General features: G+C 72.1%; 18 protein-coding genes. 10 read left to right on the top strand and 8 right to left on the bottom strand.

Going from position 1 to position 16669, the window contains the following annotated elements; genetic code table 11:
- The first annotated feature begins 5 nt into the window (after positions 1 to 5).
- Positions 6 to 1265: a M18 family aminopeptidase gene (locus BIU96_RS11085; protein ID WP_071292658.1), complete on the top strand. Its 1260-nt coding sequence runs from the start codon at positions 6 to 8 to the stop codon at positions 1263 to 1265.
- Here the strand turns inward: BIU96_RS11085 and BIU96_RS11080 are convergent.
- The gene (locus BIU96_RS11080) at positions 1262 to 2386 is read right to left on the bottom strand and encodes a zinc-binding alcohol dehydrogenase family protein (RefSeq protein ID WP_071292760.1); all 1125 of its coding nucleotides are present in this window, start codon (positions 2384 to 2386) and stop codon (positions 1262 to 1264) included. The genes BIU96_RS11085 and BIU96_RS11080 overlap by 4 nt on opposite strands.
- Positions 2387 to 2473: 87 nt before the next feature.
- Between BIU96_RS11080 and BIU96_RS11075 the strand changes: the two genes are divergently transcribed.
- Positions 2474 to 3034: a TetR/AcrR family transcriptional regulator gene (locus BIU96_RS11075; RefSeq protein WP_071292657.1), complete on the top strand. Its 561-nt coding sequence runs from the start codon at positions 2474 to 2476 to the stop codon at positions 3032 to 3034.
- Here BIU96_RS11075 and BIU96_RS11070 read toward each other — a convergent pair.
- Together BIU96_RS11070 and BIU96_RS11065 are read right to left on the bottom strand one after the other, a co-directional pair.
- Positions 3031 to 3816 (bottom strand): DUF6264 family protein, encoded by a 786-nt coding sequence (locus BIU96_RS11070; protein WP_071292656.1) that lies wholly within the window; start codon positions 3814 to 3816, stop codon positions 3031 to 3033. The two genes, BIU96_RS11075 and BIU96_RS11070, sit on opposite strands and share 4 nt — an antisense overlap.
- Positions 3813 to 4871 (bottom strand): 4-hydroxy-3-methylbut-2-enyl diphosphate reductase, encoded by a 1059-nt coding sequence (locus BIU96_RS11065; protein WP_071292759.1) that lies wholly within the window; start codon positions 4869 to 4871, stop codon positions 3813 to 3815. Before BIU96_RS11065 ends, BIU96_RS11070 begins: the two co-directional genes overlap by 4 nt.
- A gap of 118 nt (positions 4872 to 4989) precedes the next feature.
- Here BIU96_RS11065 and xseA point away from each other — a divergent pair, with 118 nt between their 5' ends.
- The 5 genes from xseA (at position 4990) to BIU96_RS11040 (ending at position 9391) form a co-directional block, all read left to right on the top strand.
- Entirely contained in the window at positions 4990 to 6225 is a 1236-nt protein-coding gene (gene xseA, locus BIU96_RS11060) for an exodeoxyribonuclease VII large subunit (RefSeq protein ID WP_071292655.1), read from the top strand.
- 83 nt (positions 6226 to 6308) lie between these two features.
- Positions 6309 to 6554 carry an exodeoxyribonuclease VII small subunit gene (locus BIU96_RS11055; protein WP_071292654.1) on the top strand — a complete coding sequence of 82 codons (246 nt, stop codon included), beginning with the start codon at positions 6309 to 6311 and terminating at the stop codon, positions 6552 to 6554.
- Positions 6551 to 7189, top strand: a complete 639-nt coding sequence (locus tag BIU96_RS11050) for a DUF4245 domain-containing protein (RefSeq protein ID WP_071292653.1) — start codon at positions 6551 to 6553, stop codon at positions 7187 to 7189. Before BIU96_RS11055 ends, BIU96_RS11050 begins: the two co-directional genes overlap by 4 nt.
- A 58-nt stretch (positions 7190 to 7247) precedes the next feature.
- Positions 7248 to 7862, top strand: a complete 615-nt coding sequence (locus BIU96_RS11045) for a carbonic anhydrase (RefSeq protein ID WP_071292652.1) — start codon at positions 7248 to 7250, stop codon at positions 7860 to 7862.
- 110 nt (positions 7863 to 7972) lie between these two features.
- Positions 7973 to 9391 carry an aspartate ammonia-lyase gene (locus BIU96_RS11040; RefSeq protein ID WP_083402825.1) on the top strand — a complete coding sequence of 473 codons (1419 nt, stop codon included), beginning with the start codon at positions 7973 to 7975 and terminating at the stop codon, positions 9389 to 9391.
- An 88-nt stretch (positions 9392 to 9479) separates the two neighbouring features.
- Here the strand turns inward: BIU96_RS11040 and BIU96_RS11035 are convergent, their stop codons facing one another.
- From BIU96_RS11035 to BIU96_RS11025, 3 genes are all read right to left on the bottom strand, one after another.
- The gene (locus BIU96_RS11035) at positions 9480 to 10841 is read right to left on the bottom strand and encodes a PhoH family protein (RefSeq protein WP_175477524.1); all 1362 of its coding nucleotides are present in this window, start codon (positions 10839 to 10841) and stop codon (positions 9480 to 9482) included.
- 369 nt (positions 10842 to 11210) lie between these two features.
- Positions 11211 to 12320 carry an aminotransferase class V-fold PLP-dependent enzyme gene (locus tag BIU96_RS11030; RefSeq protein WP_071292651.1) on the bottom strand — a complete coding sequence of 370 codons (1110 nt, stop codon included), beginning with the start codon at positions 12318 to 12320 and terminating at the stop codon, positions 11211 to 11213.
- A gap of 154 nt (positions 12321 to 12474) precedes the next feature.
- Positions 12475 to 13260 (bottom strand): isoprenyl transferase, encoded by a 786-nt coding sequence (locus BIU96_RS11025; protein WP_071292650.1) that lies wholly within the window; start codon positions 13258 to 13260, stop codon positions 12475 to 12477.
- Between the two features lie 87 nt (positions 13261 to 13347).
- On the opposite strand from BIU96_RS11025, the gene BIU96_RS11020 reads away from it, so the two are divergent.
- The gene (locus tag BIU96_RS11020; RefSeq protein ID WP_071292649.1) at positions 13348 to 14094 is read left to right on the top strand and encodes a hemolysin III family protein; all 747 of its coding nucleotides are present in this window, start codon (positions 13348 to 13350) and stop codon (positions 14092 to 14094) included.
- A gap of 239 nt (positions 14095 to 14333) precedes the next feature.
- Here BIU96_RS11020 and BIU96_RS11015 read toward each other — a convergent pair whose 3' ends face one another.
- Both BIU96_RS11015 and mca read right to left on the bottom strand, forming a co-directional pair.
- Entirely contained in the window at positions 14334 to 14648 is a 315-nt protein-coding gene (locus tag BIU96_RS11015) for a hypothetical protein (protein ID WP_071292648.1), read from the bottom strand.
- Positions 14645 to 15535 carry a mycothiol conjugate amidase Mca gene (mca, locus tag BIU96_RS11010; protein WP_254786098.1) on the bottom strand — a complete coding sequence of 297 codons (891 nt, stop codon included), beginning with the start codon at positions 15533 to 15535 and terminating at the stop codon, positions 14645 to 14647. Before mca ends, BIU96_RS11015 begins: the two co-directional genes overlap by 4 nt.
- A gap of 212 nt (positions 15536 to 15747) precedes the next feature.
- Here mca and BIU96_RS11005 point away from each other — a divergent pair, with 212 nt between their 5' ends.
- Positions 15748 to 16071: a DUF4307 domain-containing protein gene (locus BIU96_RS11005; protein WP_175477522.1), complete on the top strand. Its 324-nt coding sequence runs from the start codon at positions 15748 to 15750 to the stop codon at positions 16069 to 16071.
- A gap of 67 nt (positions 16072 to 16138) precedes the next feature.
- Positions 16139 to 16627, top strand: a complete 489-nt coding sequence (gene greA, locus BIU96_RS11000; RefSeq protein WP_071292646.1) for a transcription elongation factor GreA — start codon at positions 16139 to 16141, stop codon at positions 16625 to 16627.
- Positions 16628 to 16669: the final 42 nt, after the last annotated feature.

Below are 16669 nucleotides of genomic sequence, written 5' to 3'. Positions count from 1 at the left end.
GGCGGGTGACCGTCGACGCCATCGCCTCCGAGTTCGCCCAGTTCGTCACCGAGTCGCCGACCGCGTTCCACGCGGCCGCGGCCGCCCGCGACCGGCTCGTCGCAGCCGGGTTCACCGAACTCTCCGAGCTCGACGCCTGGCCCGTCGAGGCCGGCGCCTACGTCGTCGTCCGCGACGGCGCGGTGATCGCCTGGCGGCTGCCCGACGGCGCGACGCCGACGACGCCGTTCCGCATCCTCGGCGCGCACACCGACTCCCCGGGCTTCCGCATCAAACCGAACCCGGGCGTCCGGACGGGCGGGTGGGAGCAGCTGAACGTCGAGGTCTACGGCGGTGCACTCCTGTCGACCTGGTTCGACCGCGACCTGCGGATCGCCGGCCGCGTGGTGGACGCCGACGGCGGCGTGCGCCTGGTGTCGACCGACGCCGTGGCCCGGATCCCGAACCTGGCGATCCACCTCGACCGCGGGGTGAACGACGGCAAGGAGATCGACCGCCAGCGGCACACGCTGCCGATCGTCGGCGTGGACGGCGACGCGGGCGGCACCTCGGTCGTGGAGTGGCTGCGCGCACGCCTCGGAGACGATGCCGTCTCGTGGGACCTCTTCCTCGCCGACACCCAGGCCCCCGCCCGCATCGGCATCGAGCGCGAGTTCCTGGCGTCGGGCCGGATGGACAACCTGACGAGCGTGCACGCCGGACTCCGCGGCATCGTGGACGCCCCCGCCGACGGCGACCACATCCCCGTGTTCGCGGCGTTCGACCACGAGGAGATCGGCTCCTCGACCCCGTCCGGCGCCGGTGGCCCGTTCCTCGAGGACGTCCTCGGCCGCGTGCAGGAGGGCCTCGGCGCCACCCGCTCCGAGGCAGCCCGGGCGTTCCGCGCCTCGTGGCTGCTGTCGAGCGACGCCGGTCACCTGGTGCACCCGAACCAGCCGGAGAAGCACGACCCGACGAACCGTCCGCGCCCCGGTGCCGGTCCGCTGTTGAAGATCAGCGCGAACCAGCGGTACATGACCGAGGCGAAGGGCGAGGCCGTCTGGGCAGCCGCGTGCGAGACCGCCGGCGTGCCGTGGCAGCCGTTCGTCAACGTGAACACGATCCCCGGCGGCTCGACCATCGGTCCGATCGCGGCGACCCGGCTCGGGATCCCGACGATCGACATCGGCGTCGGGCTGCTGTCGATGCACTCGGTCCGTGAGCTCGTGCACGTCGAGGACCTCGCGGCGCTGCACGGTGCCGTGGCGGCGTTCCTGGCGGCCTAGAGCGTCACGACGACCTTCTGCGCGGAGACCCCGGCGCGCTGGCGGTCGAGCGCCCCCTGCACGGCGCCCAGGCCCGACCCGACCACGAGGGGTTCGGGCAGCGCTCGGAGGCTGCCGTCGGCGAGCCCGGCCGGCAGCACCTCGGCCCAGAGGCGGCGGCCGACCTCGTCGTCGCGCAGGCTGCTCCCCCAGACGAACGCGGCCCGGATCCCGTGGCGTCGGGCCCGTGTCATGAGACCCGCCATGGTGAGCCCGATGCGGCCGAAGACCGGGAGCATCGCCGGGAACAGCCGACGACGTCCCGCGAGCCCGTCGAGGGACACCGGCGTGCTGGCCAGGGCGAGCACGGTGCCACCGGTCCGTCGGAGCACCTCGATGCACGGTCCGGCGGAGGTCGTCCCGAGCGCGACGGCACCGACGACGCGGCGCCCGGCGATGCCCGCGACGAGTTCGTCCACGGCGCGGTCGCCGTGGTGGTCCACGACGACGTCCGCGCCGAGCGAGCGGACGAGGTCGGCGTTCCGCGGTGACGCGGTGCTGACGACGTCGTAGCCAGCGGACCGCGCCAGCTGCACGGCGTTCATGCCGACACTCGTCGAACCACCCCAGACGACCACCACGCCGCGACCGCCCGTCGGGGCTGGCTCGTCCGCCCCGGGCATCGTCAGGCCGAGGTGTGCGGGCTGGAAGAGCGCGCACGCTGCCGTGCTGGCGCCCAGGGGCAGCACCGCGGCCTCGGTGTCGCTGATCCCCTCGGGCGTCGGGGCGGTCAGGCGTTCGAGCAACGCGGTGTGCTGCTGGAACGCCCCCTCGCGCATCGGGTCCCGCCCGCGGTCGGTGCCGGCGGCCAGGCCGAACACGCGGTCGCCGACGCGGAAACGGGTGACGTCCGAGCCGATCGCGACGACCTCGCCGGCGACGTCGGATCCGAGGACGGCCGGGTAGCGCAGCCACCGGTACGTGATCGACCCGGTGCCCTGCACGACCCAGTCGACCGGGTTCACGGCGACCGCCCGGACGCGGACCACGACCTCGTCGGCCCGGGGCGCGGGCGTGGGCACGGAGTCGACGACGAATGCCGAGCGAGCGGAGCGGAGGACGGCGGCGGAGTGCTGCGACACGGGTGTGCCTTTCTGCAGGAGTGATGACACTGGGTGTCCTCACGGTACCGTGTGACGACACCCGGTGTCATCACCTATGCTGGCGACATGGCGAGATGGGCGCCCGACACACGGGAACGACTGCGCGCCGCGGCGCTCGAGCTCTTCGACGAGCAGGGCTTCACCGCGACGACGGTGCCCGACATCGTCGCCCGCGCCGGCCTGACGAAGCGGACGTTCTTCCGGCACTTCAGCGACAAGCGCGAGGTGTTCTTCGGCGACGACGAGATCCCGGCGATCGCCCGCCGTCTGCTCGCTTCCACGCCCGCGCACGTACCACCGCTCGCGCTCGTGTCCGAGGGCCTCCGGACCCTGGCCGCCGAACGCTTCGAGCCGCAGCGCGACCGGATGCGCTCGGCACGCCGGGTCGTCGACGCGGAACCGGCGCTCCGCGAACGGGACCTCCGGAAGCAGGCCGACCTGCGCGACGCCGTCGAACGGGGGTTCGTCGAGCGCGGTGAGGACCCGCTGACCGCCCGGGTGCTCGCCGGCGTCACGGTCGAGTGGTTCCAGACCGCGCTCGAGGCCTGGCTCGCCGACGACGCGGGCGCACCGCTGACCGACCACCTCGACGCCGTGCTCGCACGGACCCGGCAGGTGCTGGGCTAGCCCCCGGTCATCCGCTGCAGGTAGGCGGCGAACTGCGGGTCCTGGAAGACCACGACGAGCACCGGGACCATGCCGAGCACGGTCGCGACGACCCCGCCGACGAGCGGCACCCAGAACGTCCAGCGCCGCGACCGGAGCCGGCGCACCGACCACCAGGCGACGAGCGCGAACACCACGACGAGCACCACCGCGCGCACGAGCACCGCCGACGAGAGCGCCGCGGGGTTCGACAGGTCGGTGTACTGCTGCTCGACGACCATCCGGATGGTCGAGGCCGTCGTCCCCACGGACAGCGACTCGATGACCGTCCAGAGGCCGACGGCGAGGAAGCCAACGGTCAGCACGAAGTCGATCGGTGAACGACCGAACCGGGCCGCGAGCGGAGCGGGGCGACCGTCGGGACGGGTACCGGCCGCACCGTCGTCGCGGCCGGTCGGGGTGCCCCGTCCGCTGTCGGCCGTCCCGGTGAGCGCTCCACGCTGGGGCGCGCCGGGGCCGCCGCGGCGGTCACGGACGGCGTCCTGCGCGGCCTGCTGCCGGAGCGCCCGCGAACGCTCCTCCTGCTCGAGGCGCTCCTGCTCGACGAGCACCGGGTTGACCCACCCCTCGGGCGCGTACTCGCCGTACTGGGGTGCGGGGCGGCCGTGGACGCGACCCGGCGCCGGAGCGTCGGCCGACGTGGCGGGGGTGCGCCGCGCCTCCAGGCCGTCCGCCCCGTCCGGGACGTGACCCGGCTCGCGGGCGGGCACCGCGGACCAGCCGTCCGGTCGTCCGTCGTTCATCGGTTCCGCCCGCCCAGCCCGCGCGTCGGGTTGCCGGCCGCGTCGGTGCGGAGTTCCTTGGGGAGCGAGAACATCAGGTCCTCGTGGGCGGTGACGACCTCTTCCACCGTGCCGTAGCCGGCGTCGGCGAGCTGCTCGAGGACCTCGGCGACGAGGTCCTCCGGCACGGAGGCGCCGCTCGTGACACCGACGGTGCGGACGCCGTCGAGCCACTCCTGCTGGATCTCCGACGCGTAGTCCACGCGGTGGGCGGCACGTGCGCCGTGCTCCAGCGCGACCTCGACGAGGCGGACGCTGTTCGAGGAGTTCGCCGAGCCGACCACGATCACCAGGTCGGCGGCCGGGGCGACCTTCTTGATCGCGACCTGACGGTTCTGGGTGGCGTAGCAGATGTCGTCCGACGGCGGGTTCTCGATCGCGGGGAACTTCTCGCGGAGCAGACGGACGGTCTCCATGGTCTCGTCGACGCTCAGCGTGGTCTGCGACAGCCAGACGAGGTTGTCCGGGTCGGGGACCTCGAGCGCGGCGACGTCCGCCGGACCGTTGACCAGGATCGTCCGGTCGGGTGCGTGCCCCATCGTGCCCTCGACCTCTTCGTGGCCAGCGTGGCCGATGAGGATGATCGTGCGCTCGGCCTTGGCGAACCGCGTGGCCTCGCGGTGGACCTTCGTGACGAGCGGGCAGGTCGCGTCGATGGCGTGCAGGTCGCGGTCCGCCGCGCCGGCGACCACGGCCGGTGAGACGCCGTGCGCGCTGAAGACGACGTGGGAGCCGCGCGGGACCTCGGCGACGTCGTCGACGAACACAGCGCCCCGCTGCTCGAGCGTCGACACCACGTGGACGTTGTGCACGATCTGCTTGCGGACGTACACCGGTTCGCCGTACTGCTCGAGCGCCTTCTCGACCGCGACGACGGCACGGTCCACACCGGCGCAGTACCCGCGCGGGGCCGCGAGCAGGACCCGCTTCGTGCCGGCGACCGGTTCGTCGCGCAGTCGTCCGCGCGCCGCGAGGACCCGCGGCGGGGCGAGCGGGACCGTGTGGCCGTTGGTGATCGTCACGCCCCCGATGATAGGTGAGCGGAACGCACGCAGGCTGGGCGCGGGTCGCGGGCGCGCGGGGTGTCGGGTCGCAGGCGCCCGGGGTGTCGTCGGGATGGGGCAGCATGGGCGCATGGCGATCGAACAGGGACCCCCGACGGCTGACAACCCGTGGCCCGTCGCACTGCTCGGGGCGAAGATCCGCGACTGGATCGACCGGCTCGGCACCGCCTGGGTCGAGGGCGAGATCACCCAGTGGAACGTCGCCGGCGGCAACGTGTACGGCAAGCTCAAGGACGTCGAGGTCGACGCGACCGTGTCGTTCTCGATCTGGTCGAGCGTCCGTTCCCGGGTGCCGGCGGACATCAAGCAGGGTGACCGGGTCGTCGCCGCCGTCAAGCCGAACTACTGGGTCAAGGGCGGCTCGCTGACGATGCAGGTCGTCGAGATGAAGCACGTCGGTCTCGGGGACCTGCTCGAACGACTCGAGCGGCTGCGGCGGACCCTCGGCGAAGAGGGGCTGTTCGACCCCGCACGGAAGAAGCGGCTGCCCTTCCTGCCGCACCGCATCGGCCTGATCACCGGCAAGGGCTCCGACGCCGAGAAGGACGTCAAGCGGAACGCCCAGCTGCGGTGGCCGCAGGTCGAGTTCCGCACGATACACACCGCGGTGCAGGGCGAGCGGACCGTCGGCGAGGTCACTGCCGCCATCCTCGAGCTCGACGCCGACCCGGACGTCGACGTCATCATCGTCGCGCGCGGCGGCGGCGACTTCCAGAACCTGCTCGGCTTCAGCGACGAGGGACTCGTCCGTGCCGCCGCGGGTGCGTCGACGCCGATCGTCTCGGCGATCGGGCACGAGGCCGACCGGCCGATCCTCGACGAGGTCGCCGACCTGCGCGCCTCGACCCCGACCGACGCGGCGAAGCGGGTCGTCCCCGACGTGGCCGAGGAACTCGCGAACGTCCGGGCCGCGCGTGCCCGGATCGGCCAGCGCCTGTCGTACACGCTGTCGGTCGAGGCCGACCGGATCGCCGCACTGCGGTCGCGTCCGGCGCTTGCCTCGACCGCGTGGCTCGTCGACACCCGTGCCGAAGAGGTCGCGCGCGACCTCTCCCGCGCCCGCGAGCTCCTCGACCGGCGGCTCGAGCGCTCGCACGCCGACGTCGGGCACCTCACCGCGCGGCTGCGGTCGCTGTCGCCGCGGGACACGTTGCGGCGCGGGTACGCCATCGTGCAGACCACGGACGGCGGGGTCGTCCGCAGCGCGGAGGACCTGGCCGGGGCGACGCCGGTGCACGTGACGCTCGGCGCGGGGACGGCGACGGGCACGCTCGAGCCGGACGGTCCGGGGCCGGACGGGGTCTGACCCGGGTCTCGGTCCCCGGACCCGGTTCTGCACAGGTTCCCGCGCGGGCCCGCAGGTCGGTGGGCGCTCGGTAGGATCGAGGGGTGTCATCCCAGCAGGAACCCGAGCAGCCCGACGTCCGGTCGCTGAGCTACGAAGCAGCGCGCGACGAACTCGTGCGCGTCGTCGCCGAACTCGAGCAGGGCTCCGCGACCCTCGAACGCTCCCTGTCGCTCTGGGAGCGGGGCGAGTCCCTGGCCGCACGGTGCGAAGAGTGGCTGGTCGGTGCACGGGCGCGACTCGACGCCGCGCGTGCCGCCTCCGAGTCCGAGGACGGCGCATCCCGATGACCGACCCCGACGGCCGCCCGATCGTCGCCGAGCTCGGACGCCCCGAGACCGCCGAGGAGACCTGGGCCCGGAAGGACGCCGCGCGCACCGCCCGACGACAGCACCAGACGGCGTTCAACCTCGTCATCGCGCTCATCGCGTCGCTCGGCATCGTGCTGTTCCTCGTCGCCGTCGTCGTCCGCCCCGACACCACCGTCGTCGACCGCGCGGTGGACTACCGCCAGGTCGCGTCGCAGGCGAAGGTGCCCGGCGTGACCCTCGCCGCCCCCGTGCTGCCCGACGGCTACTCGTCGAACCGCGCCGACTTCAAGGACAAGACGAGCGACGGCGTGAGCGTCTGGACCGTCGGCCTCATCACCCCCGACAAGCAGTACATCGGGCTGCAGCAGGGCATCAAGGCGAACGACACGTGGGTGTCCAACCAGCTCGACCAGCACGCCGCCACCGGTACCCGCACGATCGCGGGGACGAAGTGGACCGTGTACGACCGCCGGGCCGAGGGCGACGACGCCGGCAACCAGGCGTACTCCCTGGTGTCCACGTTCGGCACGAGCACCGTCGTCCTGTCCGGCACCGCGAACGGCTCGTCGTTCCGCACCGTCGCGACGGCGGTCAGCAAGCAGTTCGCGAGCTGACGAGCACCCGCCGCAGCCCCATCCCGATCACCCGAGCAGATCAGCCCCGAGGAGCACCATGCCCGACCGCGCCGCCTCCACCCCGTCCGACGCCCTCCGCCTCCTCGTCGACGGCAACGCACGCTTCGCCTCGGACAAGCGCCGCACCGGGCGCATCGACCCCGACCGCCGGACGGAGCTCACCGGGTCCCAGGCGCCGTTCGCCACGGTCCTCGGCTGCTCCGACTCCCGCGTGCCGTTCGAGCACGTCTTCGACGCCGGCATCGGGGACCTCTTCGCCATCCGCAACGCCGGGCAGATCGTCGACGACGTCGTGCTCGGCTCGATCGAGTTCGCCGTCGTCGCGCTCGGCACGCCGCTCGTCGTGGTGCTCCGCCACACCCGCTGCGGCGCGGTCGCGGCGGCGCGCTCCGGCGAACCGGTCCCGGCCCCGCACCTGCAGGCCCTCGTCGACGCCATCGCGCCGAGCGTCGAACGCGTGCGTGCCACCGACGCCGAGGTCCCGCAGGAAGCCGTCGGTGCCGCCCACCTCGAAGCGACGCTGCGCCAGGTGATCGAGCGCTCCGGCGCGGTCTCCGACGCGATCGCCGAGGGTAGATTGGCCGTCGTCGGCGCGACCTACGACCTCACCACGGGCGAGGTCGCCATCGACACCGTCGTGGGCCAGGCCTGACCGGCCGACACGACGACCGTCCCGGACACCGGCGGCCACCCCGCCACCGGGACACCCACCAGCCGGCGCGACCGCGGCCGGCGAGCACCCCCAGGAAGGACCACGACGACGTGACCGACACCACCACGAGCACCGCGACCGACGGCGACTACCGCATCGAGCACGACACGATGGGCGAGGTCCGGGTGCCGAAGTCCGCGCTCTACCGCGCACAGACGCAGCGCGCGGTCGAGAACTTCCCGATCTCGGGCAGTGGGCTCGAGTCGGCGCAGATCGTGGCCCTCGCCCGGATCAAGCGCGCCGCGGCGATCGTCAACGGACAGCTCGGCATCGTCGACCCCGCCCTGGCCGACGCCGTCGCGAAGGCCGCCGACGTGATCATCGCCGGCGAGCACCACGACCAGTTCCCCGTCGACGTCTACCAGACCGGCAGCGGCACGTCGTCGAACATGAACATGAACGAGGTCCTGGCGACCCTGGCGACCGAGATCGCCGGCACGCCGGTCCACCCGAACGACCACGTGAACGCCTCGCAGTCCTCGAACGACGTGTTCCCGACCTCGGTGCACGTCGCCGTGACCGAGGCCCTCATCCGCTCGCTCGTGCCGTCGCTCGAGCACCTGGCCGAGGCGCTCGAGGCGAAGGCGACGCTGTGGGCCGACGCCGTGAAGTCGGGTCGCACACACCTCATGGACGCCACCCCGGTGACGCTCGGGCAGGAGTTCGGCGGGTACGCGCGCCAGGTCCGTCTCGGCATCGAGCGCGTGAACGCGACGCTCCCCCGCGTGGCCGAGGTCCCGCTGGGCGGCACCGCGGTCGGCACCGGGATCAACACGCCGAAGGGCTTCCCGCAGCGGGTGATCGCCCAGCTCGCCGATGACACTGGTCTGCCGATCACCGAGGCGCTCGACCACTTCGAGGCGCAGGGGGCGCGGGACGCACTGGTCGAGGCGTCCGGCGCGCTCAAGGTCATCGCGGTCAGCCTGACGAAGATCAACAACGACCTCCGCTGGATGGGCTCCGGCCCGAACACCGGCCTCGGCGAACTGCACATCCCCGACCTGCAGCCGGGTTCGTCGATCATGCCGGGCAAGGTCAACCCGGTCATCCCCGAGGCGACGCTCATGGTCGCGGCGCGGGTGATCGGCAACGACGCCACGATCACGTGGGCCGGTGCCTCCGGAGCCTTCGAGCTCAACGTCGCGATCCCGGTGATGGGAACGGCGCTCCTCGAGTCGATCCGCCTGCTGGCGAACAGCTCGCGCGTGCTGGCCGACAAGACCGTCGACGGGCTCGAGGCGAACCTCGACCGTGCCCGGTCGTTCGCCGAGTCGTCGCCGTCGATCGTCACGCCGCTCAACCGGGTCATCGGGTACGAGGCCGCCGCGAAGGTCGCGAAGTTCGCCGTCGCCGAGGGCGTCACGGTGCGCGAGGCAGTGATCGCGCTCGGCCACGTCGAGCGCGGCGAGGTCACCGAGGAGCAGCTCGACAGCGCCCTCGACGTCCTCAGCATGACGCACCCGAACTGAGCCGACGGCTCGATCTCACGCAGTCAGCGACAGTTCACGTGGCTCGGACCGCGTGAACTGTCGCTGAGCGCGAAGACCCGACCGGCCCCTACACGAGGTCCGGCGAGTCCAGCATCTCCGTCACGAGCGCCGCGATCGCCGACCGCTCCGACCGGGTCAGCGTCACGTGCGCGAACAGCGGGTGCCCCTTGAGCCGCTCGATGACCGAGGCGACCCCGTCGTGCCGACCGACCCGGAGGTTGTCGCGCTGCGCGACGTCGTGCGTGAGCACCACCCGGGAGTTCTGCCCGATGCGGGACAACATCGTCAGGAGCACGTTCCGCTCGAGCGACTGGGCCTCGTCCACGATCACGAACGCGTCGTGCAGCGAGCGGCCCCGGATGTGCGTGAGCGGCAGCACCTCGAGCATGCCGCGCTCGACGACCTCGTCGAGGACGTTGTCCGACACCAGCGCACCGAGGGTGTCGTAGACGGCCTGCGCCCAGGGGTTCATCTTCTCGGACGCGTCCCCGGGCAGGTAGCCGAGCTCCTGGCCGCCCACCGCGTACAGCGGCCGGAAGACCATGATCTTCTTGTGCTGCTGTCGTTCGAGCACGGCCTCGAGTCCGGCACAGAGCGCAAGCGCCGACTTGCCCGTGCCGGCGCTGCCACCGAGGGACACGATGCCGATCTCCGGGTCGAGCAGCGCGTCGATCGCGAGCCGCTGTTCAGCGGAGCGCCCACGCAGGCCGAACACCTCGCGGTCGCCGCGGACGAGCGCCACCGAGCCGCCGGGGATCACACGGCCGAGGGCCGAGCCCCGCTCCGAGTGGATCACGACGCCGGTGTTGACCGGCACGCCCTCGAGCGAGGCGGAGCGGATCTCCTCCTTCTCGTACAGGTCGGACATCTGCTCGCCGGACACCTGCAGGTCCGTGACGCCGGTGTAGCCGCTGTCGACGGCGAGTTCGGCGCGGTACTCCTCCGCCGCCATGCCGATCGACGACGCCTTGACCCGCAGCGGCAGGTCCTTCGAGACCACGACGACGTCGAGTCCGTCGTTCTTGAGGTTCGAGGCGACCGCCAGGATCCGCGAGTCGTTGTCCCCGAGCTGCAGCCCAGAGGGCAGGACCGACTGGTTGGAGTGGTTCAGTTCGACTCGGAACGACCCGCCCTCGCCGATCGCGATCGGGAAGTCGAGCCGTTCGTGTTCGATCCGCAGTTCGTCGAGCAGCCGGAGAGCCTGCCGGGCGAAGTACCCGATCTCCGGGTCGTTGCGCTTGGACTCCAGTTCACTGACGACCACGACGGGCAGGACGACCGCGTGCTCCGCGAAGCGGAACAGTGCCCGCGGATCGCTGAGGAGCACCGAGGTGTCGAGCACGTACGTGCGCTGGGCGACCGAGGTGGACGAGTCCGCGGTGGGGTGCTGCTGGGTTCCGCGAGAGACGTTCTGAGAGGTCACGACCACTCCATCCCCGGGCCGCGCTCGGCCCGGTCCATGTCCTCGAACGCGGCCGTGGAGCGGGTCCCGAAGCACCGACTGTGGCCGCTTCGATCGGGCGCGTTGCCCGATGCCGCCAAGCTACGTCCGACCTCCGACACGGCGCCAGCGACACGCTGTTCCGCGCGTTACGGTCACGTGAACAACGCGACCGTGCCACGCGAGTCGCGTCGCGCCCGAAACGCCCCCACCCGCGGGCCTGGAGGCGCGGTGCCAGCCCGCCCCGTGCCTCCCGTCCGTCCCGGCGCAGTCCACACCGCCGGTCGCCGAAGCGACAGAAACCCGCGGATGTCCCGCAGCGATCTGTCGCTTTCGCGCCCGCGCCCGCGCAGCGCGCTACTGCATCGTCGCGTAGGACAAGCAGGCGTCGCGGAACATGTCGAGCGTCTCGTCCGTCGTCGAGGCGAAGACCGACACCCGTGCGACCCCGAGCCGCGTCGTGGCGGTGACCCCGTGGTTGTGGAACGCCGCGGACAGCGCCGTGAGGCGGCCCTGCGGCGGTCGGAGCACGACGATGCCGGCACGCTCTCGCGGGTCACGGCTGGAGTCCACCGACAGTCCGAACTCGTCGGCGATGTCGAACACGCGCTCGATGCGGTCGGTCACGCGCTCCTGCACGGCCGCGACGCCCACGGCGGTCAGCCGGTCGAGCGAGACCGCCATCCGGGCCTGCGCCACCGGGTCGATGCGCGTCATCTGGAACCCGGCGGCACCGGGGCGGACGGCCGGGACCTCGGTCGGCCAGCCGGTCGTGCCGTGCGGGCCGGACAGCGCCGGGCGCAGCCGGTTCAGTGCGCGGTCGCTGAAGGCGGTGAAGCCGGTGCCCCAGCCGGCGTGCAGCCACTTCTGGCCGCCGGTGGCGACGACGTCGGCGATCTCGTAGGGGGCGTCCACGACGCCGAAGCCCTGGATCGCGTCGACGATGAGCAGGCGGTCGCCGATGACCTCACGGATGCCGGGGAGGTCGGCGAGGTAGCCGGTCTGCCAGTCGACGAGGGACACGGCGACCGCGGTGACCTCGTCGGTCAGACGCGACTCGATGAGCGACGGCGTCATCCAGCCGGCACCGGACTCGATGACGACGGGCTGCACGCGGCCGCCGGTGGCCGAGGCGGCGCTGGCGAGGGCGAGCGGCAGCGACGGGTACTCGTCGGCGGACACGAGCACGCCTCCGGTCAGGCCGAACGCGGTGTGCAGGAGCCCCGGCGTGGTGGCGGTCTGCGAGACGACCTGGTCCTCACGGCGGCCGACGAGCCGGGCGGCGACGGTGCGCACCCGGGCGTCCTGCTCGTCGAGGGTCTCCATCGCTCCGAAGCGCATGTGCTCCTGGATCGTCCCGAGCACGCGCTGCTCCTCGAGGACGGCGGTCTGCACCGGACCGAACGCGGCGTGGTCGAGGTAGCCGGGCTCTTCGGCGAAGCCGGCGGCGTACTCGGCGATGTTCACAGGTGCAACCTTCCGTGGGACGAAAACCCTGTGAGTCTACTGGGATGGCAGATCGCGAGCGAACCCAGGCCGTTCTGCGCAGCGAGCAGCGTCAGCCGTCGGAACGGCGAGCGACGAAGCCCGGCGTCAGCCGAAGAAGCGGCGTGGCCGGGCGTCAGCCGCCGAAGCGACGCGACCGCAATCCGAAGTCGCGCACCGCACGGAGGAAGTCGACCTCGCGCAGGTCCGGGTAGAACGCCTCGACGAAGTAGAACTCGCTGTGCGCGCTCTGCCACAGCATGAAGTCGGACAGCCGCTGCTCGCCCGAGGTCCGGATCACCAGGTCCGGGTCGGGCTGGCCCTGCGTGTAGAGGTGGTCGCCGATGAGCTCCGGCGTGAGGACCTCGGCGAGGGTGTCGAGCGTGCCCCCGCCCTCGCCGTGCGCCTGCACGATGCTGCGCATGGCGTCGGCGATCTCCCGCCGGCCGCCGTAGCCGACCGCCAGGTTGACGTGCAGCCCGGTGTGGTCCGCGGTGCGCCGTTCGGCCTGCTCGAGCGCGGCGACGAGTGCCGGCGGCAGCCCCTCGTTCGCGCCGACGTGCTGGACGCGCCAGTCGCGGTGGTCGGCGAGCGTGCCCGCGAGGTCGGCGATGATGCCGACGAGTTGCTCGAGCTCCTCGCCGCCGCGGCCCGTGAGGTTGTCGGAGGACAGCAGGTACAGCGTCACGACCTCGATCCCGAGGTCGTCGCACCAGGTCAGGAACTCCGGGATCTTCGCTGCGCCGGCACGGTGACCGTGCGCGGCGGACTCGAGCCCGAGCTGCTTCGCCCAGCGTCGGTTGCCGTCCACGATCATGGCGACGTGCTTCGGCTTGGCCGCGTCGTCGATCTGGCGCCGGATGCGACTCTGGTAGGCGCGGTAGAGGATGCCTCGTCCTGCCCACCCGACCTTGCCGCTCACGGGACGAACATAGTGCACCACCCCTGGGGAGCGAGCTGGTCACCGGATGTTCGGCTGTTGCTCGGCTGGCACCCATACGGTCGGACCATGCACGCCGAGCACGACACCGGGACGCTCCCCCACGTCCCCTTCACCGAAGAGGCCGCGAGCACCGCGGCCGACAGCGCCGCGACGAACCGCACCGCGGCGGACAGCACCGAGACCCGGCCGGCGTGGCGCGGCTGGATCCACCTCGGCGCGTTCCCGTTCGCCATCGCGATGGGCATCGTGCTCATCAGCCTCGCCGGCTCCCCCGCCGCGAAGGTCGGCAGCGCGGTGTTCATGGCGACCTCGCTCGCGATGTTCGGCGTCTCGGCGACGTACCACCGCTTCCCCTGGGGTCCGACGGTCAAGCGCGTGCTGAAGCGCATCGACCACACGAACATCCTGCTTCTCATCGCCGGCACGTACACGCCGGTCGCGATCTGCGCCCTGCCCCACACCCTCATGGTCGTGGTGCTCTGGGTGATGTGGTCCGGTGCGGCACTGGGGATCGCGTTCCGCGTGCTCTGGATCAACGCCCCGCGGTGGCTGTACGTGCCGATCTACCTGGTGCTCGGCTGCGCCGCCCTCGGGCTGCTGCCGCAGTTCTTCGCCGCGAGCGTCCCGATGACGGTCCTCATCCTGTCCGGCGGCGTCGCCTACATCGTGGGGGCACTCGTCTACGCGTTCAAGCGTCCGAACCCGTCACCGACGCTGTTCGGCTTCCACGAGGTCTTCCACGCCCTGACCGTCGTGGCCTTCGCCGCGCAGTGGGCCGGCGTCCTCATCGTGGCGCTGCACCCGGTGCGCTGACCGTCGGACGTTCCTTCCCAGAACGGGTGCGATGCCTGGTCGTTCCGGGCGTACTCACCAGGAACGTCCGACCAGGTACGCCCGGTCCGACCAGGAACGCCCGGCTCGACCAGGCACGCCCGGTTCGACCAGGCACGCCCGGTTCGACCAGGTACGCCCGGATCCGGTGGGCGCGCACGAGGCGGACTGGAGGCCCGTGGCGGGCCCGCCCCGCGCCTCCAGGGCGAGGACCGGTCGCGTCAACCGCGCTCGGTGTCGTCCCCGACGTCCGCTCGTCCGTCCTCGGCCGCGCGCCGGGCCGGCTCGTCGGTCGCGACTCCGTCGGCGTCCTCCGCCGTGCCGTTCGCCTCGGCCTCCAGGCGCTCCCGGATCTCCGCGCGGTAGCGGGTCCGGCGGATGCGCCGCGTCATGTCGATCACGAGCAGGATCGTCACGATCGCCACGACGGCGATCGCGATGAAGCCGGCGACGCCGGGCGTCACGTCGACGTCGGGGACGGTCGAGGTCGGGCTCGGGCTGGGGGTGGCGGCGAGTGCCGCCGCGATGGTGCTCACTCGGTGGTGTCCTTGTCGACTGGGATGCCCGCGAACAGGTCGGACTCGGGGAGCTCGGTGGGCACGCGGGCCTCGACGAGCTGGTAGTCCTCGGTCGGCCACACCGTCGCGAGGAGGTCGTTCGGCCAGTAGAAGAAGGCGCTGTCCGGCGGCACCTGGCTGGCGTGCGCGCGGAGTGCGGCGTCGCGGGCGTCGAAGTACTCGTGCACGTCGACGTGCGTGGTGGCGAGGTCGGGCCGGTCGGCGAACCGTTCGACCCACTCGCGGAGCTGCTCGATCGCGGGGCTGTCGGGGTCGCGTTCCTGCAGGGCTTCGAAGATCGTCCGGAAGCGGCGGGGGTTCATGGTGCGCTCGTAGTACAGCTTCGCGACCGCCCAGGGCTCGCCGGCCGAGGGGTACTTCGACGGGTCCGCCGCGTCGCGCCAGGCGGCGACGGAGACCTCGTGCGTCCGGATGTGGTCGGGGTGCGGGTAGCCACCGTTCTCGTCGTAGGTGACGAGCACGTGCGGGCGGAAGCGGCGGATCACGCGCACGAGCGTCTCGGTGGAGTACTCGAGCGGCACCGTCGAGAACGTGCCGGGGCGCACGGTCTCGCCCTTCTCGGCGTCCGGCAGCCCGGAGTCGTGGTAGCCGAGCCAGACGTGCTCGATGCCGAGCGCCGCCTGTGCCGCGGCCATCTCGGTGCGGCGGTACCCGGCCATGTCACGGTGCGCACGGCTCGTGGCGGGTTCGCCGAGCTGCTCGTTGAGGATGTCGCCGGCCTCGCCACCGGTGCACGAGACCACCATGACCTCGTTGCCCTCGGCCGCGTACTTCGCCGCCGTCGCCGCCCCCTTGCTCGACTCGTCGTCGGGGTGGGCGTGGACGGCCATCAGGCGGTACGGCACGTGGGGTTCCTCACTGGTCGTGCGGTGGACGCGGGCAGCACACAGCGACGCGTGAACTACCCTGGGATCAGGATAATCACCCCGGGAGCCCCGAACTGTCCGAACCGCAGCACCCATCGGCACACCAGCCGTCCGCCGGCACCACCGCGACGCTGGACGACCGCTACGGCCGCACGCCCGGCCGTGCTCGTCGGGCGCGGTTCATCGGCGTCGTGGCCGCGGCCGCGGTCGCCCTGGTGTTCCTCGTCTGGGTGATCTGGGCGGGCCCCGGGCAGACCAGCCACGGCCTCGACTCGAGCGACGTCGGGTACCAGGTGGTGTCCGACCACGAGACCGTCGTGCACAGCCAGGTCTCCGTCGACCCGGGCACGAGTGCGAAGTGCGCCGTCCAGGTCCTCGACAAGTCGTTCACCATCGTCGGGTGGCGCGAGGTCCCGGTGCCGGCGTCCGATGAGCGCACCCGCAGCCTCAACACTGCTGTGAAGACCGTGTCCCGCGGTGTCACCGGCTTGATCCACGACTGCTGGGTTCCCTAGACTGCCCTGATTCGCGGACGAGACCGGCCACACCGGCCGGTCTCGTTCCTTGCTGAAGGGATGCACGATGAGCAACGACACGCAGGTCACCTGGCTGACGCAGGAGGCCCACGACCGCCTCACGGCGGAGCTGGCGCAGCTGTCCGGCCCGGCTCGTCAGGAGATCGCGAACCGCATCGAGGCCGCTCGCGAAGAGGGCGACCTCAAGGAGAACGGCGGCTACCACGCCGCGAAGGACGAGCAGGGCAAGATCGAGGCCCGCATCCGTCAGCTCACCGAGCTGCTGAAGCACGCCACCGTGGGCGAAGCGGACTTCGACGGCACCGTCGAGCCCGGCACGGTCGTCACGGCGGTCATCGCCGGCGACGAGTCGACGTTCCTCGTCGGCAACCGCGAGATCGTCGCCGACGGCTCCGACCTGACGGTCTACAGCCCGGTCAGCCCGGTGGGCGCGGCCATCGTCGGCCTGCGCGCCGGCGAGAAGGCGACGTACACGGCACCGAACGGCAAGGAGATCGCCGTCGAGGTGACGAAGGTCGAGCGCTACGAGCCGTAGTCGCGCGCCCTGGGGGCGACCGGCAGACGGACAGGAGGCGCG

The sequence above is a fragment of the Curtobacterium sp. MCBA15_008 genome (assembly GCF_001865065.1).
Taxonomy (GTDB): Bacteria; Actinomycetota; Actinomycetes; order Actinomycetales; family Microbacteriaceae; genus Curtobacterium.
The sequence above is the reverse complement of the archived record's forward strand: the minus strand, read 5'-3'. Positions and strand labels throughout refer to the sequence as shown.